General features: G+C 60.5%; 5 protein-coding genes. All 5 read left to right on the top strand.

Features of this window, described 5'->3' with window-relative positions:
- On the top strand, positions 1-1886 hold a 1886-nt coding region (locus IJL83_07690; GenBank protein ID MBQ6553478.1), incomplete at its 5' end, for a pyruvate, phosphate dikinase.
- A gap of 100 nt (positions 1887-1986) precedes the next feature.
- Positions 1987-3006, top strand: a complete 1020-nt coding sequence (gene pheS, locus IJL83_07685; GenBank protein ID MBQ6553477.1) for a phenylalanine--tRNA ligase subunit alpha — start codon at positions 1987-1989, stop codon at positions 3004-3006.
- Between the two features lie 12 nt (positions 3007-3018).
- Entirely contained in the window at positions 3019-5409 is a 2391-nt protein-coding gene (locus IJL83_07680; GenBank protein ID MBQ6553476.1) for a phenylalanine--tRNA ligase subunit beta, read from the top strand.
- Positions 5410-5444: 35 nt separating this feature from the next.
- Positions 5445-5693: an IreB family regulatory phosphoprotein gene (locus IJL83_07675; GenBank protein MBQ6553475.1), complete on the top strand. Its 249-nt coding sequence runs from the start codon at positions 5445-5447 to the stop codon at positions 5691-5693.
- 31 nt (positions 5694-5724) lie between these two features.
- Complete coding sequence (locus IJL83_07670) at positions 5725-6000, top strand: hypothetical protein (protein ID MBQ6553474.1); 276 nt, start codon at positions 5725-5727, stop codon at positions 5998-6000.
- Positions 6001-6180 lie beyond the last annotated feature (180 nt).

Below are 6180 nucleotides of genomic sequence, written 5' to 3'. Positions count from 1 at the left end.
TCCTCATCAACGCTCAGGGCGAAGACGTCGTTGCCGGCGTCCGTACTCCCCAGCAGATCTCCAAGGCCGGCTCCATCGAGTGGGCTCAGGCTCAGGGCATCAGCGAGGAAGAGCGTCTTGCCAAGTATCCCTCTCTCGAAGAGTACATGCCCGAGGTGTTCAAGGAACTTACCGACACCAAGAACAACCTTGAAAAGCATTATCATGACATGCAGGACATGGAGTTCACCATAGAGAACGAAAAGCTCTATATGCTCCAGACCCGTAACGGCAAGCGTACCGCTGCCGCCGCCATCCGTATCGCCTGCGACCTCATCGACGAAGGCATCGAGTCCGAAGAGGACGCGCTTATGTCCATCGACGCCGGCTCCCTCAACATGCTGCTTCATCCCGCGTTCGACTCCGCCGAGCTCAAGAAGGCAGTTCCCGTCGGTCACGGTATCGCCGCTTCCCCCGGCGCGGGCGTAGGCCACGCTTATTTCACCGCCGATGACGCTGTCGAGCACGGCAAAAACGGCGAAAACGTCATCCTTGTCAGGCTTGAGACTTCTCCCGAGGATATCGAGGGCATGAAGTACTCCAAGGGTATCCTCACCGTCCGCGGCGGTCAGACTTCTCACGCCGCCGTCGTTGCCCGCGGAATGGGCACCTGCTGCGTTTCCGGCTGCGGCGACATAAAGATGGACGAGGAGAACAAGAGGTTCACGCTTAACGGCAAGACCTATCACGAGGGCGACATCCTCTCTCTCGACGGCTCTACCGGTAACATCTACGACGTTGAGATCAAGACGGTCCCCGCCGATCCCAACGGCGGCTACTTCGGCAGGATCATGGAGCTCGCCGACAAGTTCAAGAAGCTGGGCGTCCGCACGAACGCTGACACGCCTTACGACGCCGCCCAGGCGGTCAAGTTCGGCGCCGAGGGCATCGGACTGTGCCGCACCGAGCATATGTTCTTCGAGGCCGACAGGATCACCGCGTTCCGCGAGATGATCGTCTCCAAGACTCTCGAGCAGCGCAAGGCCGCGCTCGATAAGATAATGCCCTTCCAGCAGAGCGACTTCGAGGGCATGTACGAGGCCATGGAAGGCAGACCGGTAACGATCCGCTTCCTCGATCCTCCGCTCCACGAGTTCGTACCGAACGCCGAGGAGGAGATCGAAGAGCTCGCCGGCCGCCTGAATATCACCGTCGAGGAAATACACAACGTCATCACCTCGCTGCACGAGTTCAACCCGATGATGGGTCACCGCGGATGCCGCCTCGCCGTCACCTATCCGGAGATCGCCGAGATGCAGACGACCGCCGTCATCAGAGCCGCCATCAACGTTCAGAAGAAGCATCCCGACTGGAAGATCGTTCCCGAGATCATGATCCCGCTGGTCGGCGAGGTCAAGGAGCTGGCCTTCGTCAAGAAGGTCGTCACAACGACCGCCGACAAGGAGATCGCCGCCGCCGGCATCGAAATGCACTACAAGGTCGGCACCATGATCGAGATCCCGAGAGCCGCGCTCACCGCGGACGAGATCGCTAAGGAAGCGGAGTTCTTCTCCTTTGGCACCAACGACCTTACGCAGATGACCTTCGGCTTCTCCCGTGACGACGCGGGCAAGTTCCTGAAGTCCTACTACGAGAGCAAGATCTACGAGAGCGATCCCTTCGCACGCCTCGACCAGAACGGCGTCGGCAAGCTTGTGAAGATGGCCGCCGAGCTGGGCAGAAAGACCCGCCCCGACATCAAACTCGGAATCTGCGGCGAACACGGCGGAGATCCCTCCAGCGTGGAGTTCTGCCACAAGGTCGGTCTGAACTACGTTTCCTGCTCGCCTTACCGCGTGCCGATCGCGAGACTGGCCGCCGCCCAGGCGAATATCAAGAACAAATAAGGAGAATACGCATACCGCGGCGTTCCCATTTATGCGGGAACGCCGCGGCATACGGAGAAAGGAAGGCCGCGGGGGAGCGTCCCCGCGGAGCACGCCTATGATGAAGGAAAAACTTCTCAAACTGCAAGCTGAGGCGATGGCGAAGATAACCTCCGCCTCCCAGCCCGAATCGCTCGAAGCCGCCCGCCTTGAATATCTCGGCAAAAAGGGCGAGCTGACGCAGGTGCTGCGCGGAATGGGCGAAGTCGCGCCCGATGAGCGTCCCGCGATGGGGCAGCTCGTCAACTCCGTGCGCGAAACCGTCGAAGCGGCGATAGACCTTCGCCGCCGCGAACTTTCGTCTAAAATAATGGAAGCCCGTCTGGCGCAGGAAAAGGTCGACGTGACCATGCCGGGCGAACCGGTCGTAACAGGCAGAAGACATCCGCTGAACACCGTGCTCGGCGAGATGATAGACATATTCACCAAGATGGGCTTCGACATCGCCGAAGGCCCCGAGGTGGAGTACGATTATTACAACTTCGAGGCACTGAACATCCCGAAGAACCACCCCGCGCGCGACACGCAGGACACCTTCTACTTCACGGATAACGTCCTGCTGCGCACCCAGACTTCGTCCGTTCAGATACGCGTCATGGAGAAGCAGAAGCCGCCTATCCGCATCGTCGCCCCGGGACGCGTTTACCGTTCCGACGCCGTCGACGCGACCCATTCGCCGCTGTTTCACCAGATGGAAGGCCTCGTCGTCGACAAGGGGATCACGATGGCCGATCTGAAGGGCACGCTCGAGAACCTCGCCAAGATGATGTACGGCGAGGACGCGGTTTGCCGCTTCCGTCCGCATCACTTCCCGTTCACCGAGCCGTCCGCAGAGATGGACGTGCAGTGCTTCGCCTGCAAGGGCGAGGGCTGCCGCCTCTGCAAGGGCGAGGGCTGGATCGAAGTCCTCGGCGCGGGCATGGTGCATCCGAAGGTGCTTCGCACCTGCGGCATCGATCCGGACGTCTACTCCGGCTTCGCGTTCGGCATCGGGCTTGAGCGCGTTACGATGCGCCGCTACAACATCGACGACCTGCGCCTGCTTTATGAAAACGATCTTCGTTTTCTCGGCCAGTTTTAAGGAGGGACGAAGATGAAGCTTTCAAAGAAATGGCTCAACGATTACGTTGAAATAGACGTGCCCGAGAGGGAATACGCCGAAAGGATGACCATGAGCGGCTCCAAGGTCGAGGGCTGGGAAGAGACCTGCGGCGAGCTCAGCCGCGTCGTAGTCGGCAGAGTGCTCTCCGTCGACAAGCACCCGGACGCCGACAAGCTCGTCGTCTGCAAGGTGGACGCCGGCGAAGCGGAGCCGATACAGATCGTCACCGCCGCCACGAACGTGTTCCCCGGCGCCGCCGTTCCGGTCGCGCTGCACAAGTCCGTGCTTCACGGCGGCAAGACCATCGAACGCGGCAAGCTGCGCGGAGTCGTCAGCGACGGAATGTTCTGCTCCGTCGCGGAGCTGGGCGTCACCGTCCACGATTTCCCGACCGCGATCGAAGACGGCATACTTATTATTGATGAAGACGAATACGACGCCGTTCCCGGAACGGATATCAGAGAAGCTCTCGGTCTTGACGATACCGTCGTCGAGTTCGAGATAACCTCCAACCGTCCCGACTGCCTGTCGGTCATCGGCCTCGCGCGCGAGACCGCCGCGACCTTCGGCCTTGACATCACCTATCCTTACGTCGACGCGGGCGAATACGCCGGCGACGACGTGAATAAGTATATCTCGGTTGAAGTCCGCGACGCCGATCTCTGCCCGCGCTACTCCGCGGCGGTGGTCAGGGACATCAAGATCGCGCCCTCGCCACGCTGGATGCGCGAACGCCTCCGCGCGAGCGGCGTGCGCCCGATAAACAACATAGTCGACATAACGAACTTCGTCATGCTCGAATACGGCCAGCCGATGCACGCCTTCGACCGCTCCACGCTGAAGGAAGGCCGCATCGTCGTCCGCCGCGTCGCCGACGGCGAAAGCATCACCACGCTCGACGGCGGCGAACACCCGCTCGACCGCGACACCCTCGTGATCGCGGACGGCGAACGCCCCGTCGCGCTCGCCGGAGTCATGGGCGGCGAAAACACCGAGATCCGCGACACGACCGAAACGGTCGTCTTCGAGTCCGCGAACTTCGACGGCGCCGCCGTCCGCATCGCGGCGAAGAAGGCGGGGCTTCGCACAGACTCCTCCGCCCGCTTCGAGAAGGGGCTTGACAGCCGCAATACGCTGCCCGCGCTCGTCCGCGCGCTCCAGCTCGTCGAAACGCTCGGCGCAGGCACCGTCGTGGGCGGCATAATCGACGTCGATAACGCGAACTACGCGCCGCGCCGGCTGAAGCTTGACGCCGGCTGGATCAACGGCTTCCTCGGCACCGATATCCCCGTCGACCGTATGCGCGACATCCTCTCGGATATCGACTTCGATATCGACGGCGACGAGATAATCGTCCCGTCCTTCCGCGCCGACGTGGAATGCGAAGCTGACGTCGCCGAGGAGATCGCGAGATTTTTCGGTTACAATAATATAGGCGACACCATGATGAAGGGCGAGGCGTCCTCCCACGGCTACACCGACGCGGAGATTTTCCGCAAGCGCCTGCATACGTCCGCCGTATCGCTGGGGCTCTTCGAGATAATGACCTACTCCTTCATCAGCCCCAAGTATTACGATAAGATCAGACTGCCGATAGACAGCCCGCTGAGAAACTGCATGAAGATCAGCAACCCGCTGGGCGAAGACACCTCCGTCATGCGCACGACGATGATACCCTCCGCGCTGGAGGTCGTCGCCCGCAACTGCTCGCGCGGAGTCGTCGAGGGAAAGCTTTACGAAGAGGGCACGGTATACATCCCCACCGAAGAGGGCAAGCTCCCGCTGGAGCAGAAGCGCTTCACCGTCACCGTCTTCGGCGAGAACGCGGAATTCTTCGCCGTCAAGGGCATGCTGGAAGCGCTCTTCGCCGATATCGGCGTGGGCGAGGTGAAGTTCGCCGCGAAGTCGGACGATCCGACCTTCCATCCCGGCCGCTGCGCCGTTATAACGAAGGGCGGGAACGTCCTCGGCGTTATGGGGCAGATACACCCCGTCACCGCGCAGAACTGGGAGATCGCCGTTCCCGTCTTCGTCGCGGATCTTGACGAGGAGCTTATGCGCACTCTGCGCAAGCCGATAACCGACTATAAGCGCCTGCCGAAATACCCGGCGATCACCCGCGACCTCGCGCTCGTCTGCGACGAGAGCGTCGCCGCCGGAGACCTTTCGGATATCATTTCCGCCGCCGGCGGAAGCATCGTCGAGAGCGTACGCCTCTTCGACGTCTACCGCGGCAAGGGTGTCGAGGGCGGCAAGAAGAGCATGGCTTACAGCGTCGTGCTCCGCGCCGCCGACCACACGCTGACCGACGCCGAGGCGGAAGCCGCCGTCGCGAGGATACTCAAAAAGCTCGAAGCCGCGGGCGCGACTCTGCGCTCTTGACAGGGAAAACGCAACATGTTAAAGGAGGAGAAGACATGAACGACCCTACCATTCAATTCAGGATCAGATCGAACGATTCCGACGAGATGAAAAAGCTGCTCAAGCAGATCTACGCCGCGCTTGAGTCGAAGGGGTATAACCCGATCAATCAGCTCGTGGGGTACATTCTCTCCGAGGACCCCACCTACATCACCACCCACGACAACGCCCGCAGCCTTATCCGCAGGATAGACCGCGACGAGCTCCTTCAGGAAATGCTGAAGGTGTATCTCGAGCTGAAATGACCTTGTTTGAGGTGTGAGAAAGGAAGAGAATATGGACCTTTTGATGTATAAGGGCAAGCCGCTCGTCCGGCAGGACAACACGATCTACTACGGCAACATGAACGAGAAGTACGTCGCCATGATCCAGATCGCCGACTATACCGAGAAGAACGGCATGAAGCTGCCCTCCAAGCTGCTCGTGCAGCTCGCGCTGACCGATCCGGAGATACGTATGCGCGACAAGATCGTCAAGAAGACGGAAAAGACCACCCTCTACGACGCGATCGAGATCGCGGCGATCTGGCTCGAGCGCTCGCTCAAGCAGTAACGCGGCGTAATGACGGTAAGCGTTGAACGCCTCCCGATCAGGGCGCGCAAATCAGGGATACGCCGGTCTTAAAAAGGATCTTTTCGCGCCGGACTGCGTTGAAAGCGCTCGGAATACATACAGTATTCCATCGCGCTTTCGCCTTGTCCGACACAAAAATCTCTCTTTTTAAGATGCGGA

It is taken from the genome of Clostridia bacterium (assembly GCA_017438525.1).
In the GTDB taxonomy this organism is placed as follows: Bacteria; Bacillota; Clostridia; order Oscillospirales; family RGIG8002; genus RGIG8002.
Note: the sequence above shows the minus strand (reverse complement) of the source record. Positions and strands in the feature narration are given on the sequence as shown.

Bases quoted from the DNA above. Each gene is read 5' to 3' on its own strand.
- pheS (MBQ6553477.1), top strand. From the start codon at position 1,987: ATGAAGGAAAAACTTCTCAAACTGCAAGCTGAGGCGATGGCGAAGATA.
- IJL83_07675 (MBQ6553475.1), top strand. From the start codon at position 5,445: ATGAACGACCCTACCATTCAATTCAGGATCAGATCGAACGATTCCGAC.
- IJL83_07670 (MBQ6553474.1), top strand. From the start codon at position 5,725: ATGGACCTTTTGATGTATAAGGGCAAGCCGCTCGTCCGGCAGGACAAC.
- IJL83_07680 (MBQ6553476.1), top strand. From the start codon at position 3,019: ATGAAGCTTTCAAAGAAATGGCTCAACGATTACGTTGAAATAGACGTG.